1 protein-coding gene and 1 pseudogene are annotated in these 2,109 nt (G+C 70.6%); both read left to right on the plus strand.

Annotated features, from left to right (window positions below; translation table 11 throughout):
• Nucleotides 1-1,587 (plus strand): arginine--tRNA ligase (gene argS, locus F9K34_RS18740; RefSeq protein WP_291338617.1); only part of this gene is annotated, 1,587 nt, incomplete at its 5' end.
• An 83-nt stretch (nt 1,588-1,670) separates the two neighbouring features.
• A pseudogene (locus tag F9K34_RS18745) lies at nt 1,671-2,109 on the plus strand (SPOR domain-containing protein); the annotation flags it as partial.

A 2,109-nucleotide genomic window follows, 5' to 3' on the forward strand; every position in this document is an offset into this window, starting at 1 on the left:
GTGCTGGCCAAGCCCGCCGGCCAGCCGCCGCGCGCGATCGCCGAAGCGCTGGCCGCGCGCCTGACCGCGGACCCGCGCATCGTCTCGGCCGAGGTGGCAGGACCCGGGTTCCTGAACCTCCGCCTGTCGCCCGAGAGCTGGCGCGCCATCGTCCGCGCCGCCCTCGTCGAGGGCCGGGATTATGGTCGCAGCACGATGGGGCGGGGCGTCAGGGTCAATGTCGAGTTCGTCTCGGCCAATCCCACCGGCCCCATGCATGTCGGCCACACCCGCGGCGCCGTCTTCGGCGACGCGCTGGCCGCGCTCCTGGACTTCGCGGGCCACGAGGTCACGCGCGAATACTACATCAACGACGCCGGCGCGCAGGTCGACGTGCTGGCGCGGTCGGCCTACGAACGCTACCGCGAGGCCCACGGGCTTTCGCCGGAAATCGCCGAGGGCCTTTACCCCGGCGACTACCTGATCCCGGTCGGCGAGGCGCTGAAGGCGAAGTTCGGCGATGCGCTGCTCGAGAGGCCCGAAGCCGACTGGCTCGCCCCGGTGCGCGAGTTCGCCACCGCCGAGATGATGCAGATGATCCGCGAGGACCTCGCGCTGCTCGGGGTGAAGATGGATGTCTTCTCCTCGGAGAAGGCCATCACCGCCTCGGGCAAGATCGAGGAGGCGATCGCAGCCCTGCGCGGCATGGGGCTCATCTACGAAGGCGTGCTGGAGCCGCCGAAGGGCAAGCTGCCCGAGGACTGGGAGGAGCGCGAGCAGACGCTCTTCCGCTCCACCGCGCACGGCGACGACGTCGACCGGCCGGTCAGGAAGTCGGACGGGTCCTGGACCTACTTCGCCCCCGACATCGCCTATCACTGGGACAAGGTGAGCCGCGGGTTCGACCAGCTGATCGACGTCCTCGGCGCCGATCACGGCGGCTATGTGAAGCGGCTGAAGGCCGTGGTCTCGGCGCTCTCGGGCGGCAGGGTGCCCCTGGAGGTGAAGCTCATCCAGCTCGTCAAGCTCTTCAAGAACGGCGAGCCCTTCAAGATGTCGAAGCGGGCGGGGACATTCGTCACGCTGCGCGACGTGGTCGAGCAGGCCGGCCCGGACGTGACCCGCTTCGTCATGCTGACGCGCAAGAACGACGCGGCGCTCGACTTCGACTTCGACAAGGTGCTGGAGCAATCGAAGGATAACCCGGTCTTCTACGTCCAGTACGCCCACGCCCGGGTCTGCTCGGTCGTCCGCAAGGCGACCGAGGCGGGGATCGTGGCCACCGACGCCACGCTCGCCCGCGCCGACCTCGGGCATCTCGCCCACGAGGCGGAGCTTGCGCTGGCGAAGAAGATCGCCGAGTGGCCGCGTCTGGTGGAGATCGCCGCGCGCGGGCAGGAACCGCACCGCGTCGCTTTCTACCTCTACGAGCTGGCCTCCGACCTCCACGCGCTGTGGAACCGCGGCAACGAGGACGCGGCCCTGCGCTTCATTCAGGAAGACGCGGACGTCTCGCGGGCGAAAATCGCGCTGGCGCGGGCCGCGGGCGTTGTCATTTCCGCCGGTCTTGGTATCCTTGGCGTGACCCCTGCGGAAGAGATGCGCTGACCAAGGCGCGCCGCCGTCCGGGGCCTCACAGGCAAGGGCGGTCGGAGCCGGAACACCGGCCCGCGCCGCGAGCGAGGCAGAGCATGGCGGACGCTGACTATGACGAGTTCGGCACCTTCGGTGTCTATCCACCACAAAGGCCGGTTGCGGCCCTGCGCGTTCCGCAGGGCCAGACGTGGGTGCGCGGCGCCGGGGCGCTGACCTCGGTCGCGCTGATCGTCGGGCTGGGCGTCTGGGCCTACGACCTTGCCGTAAGGGATGTGCGCGGCGTTCCGGTGATCCAGGCGCTCGAGGGCCCGGCGCGGACCGCTCCGGACAATCCGGGGGGCGAACTGGCGTCCTACCAGGGCATGGCTGTGAACGAGATCGCCGCCGACGGCACCGCGGCCGGGCCGGCGGATCGGCTGACGCTCGCGCCGCGGGCCGACGACCTGACCGCCGAGGACCAGCCGATGGGGGCGCTCGCAGCCTCGGCCGAGGCCGCCGCCCCCATCGGCTGGTCCTCGGCGGTCAGGTCGTCGG

Origin of the sequence: Albidovulum sp., from assembly GCF_008933605.1 — a bacterium.
GTDB lineage: Bacteria > Pseudomonadota > Alphaproteobacteria > Rhodobacterales > Rhodobacteraceae > Albidovulum.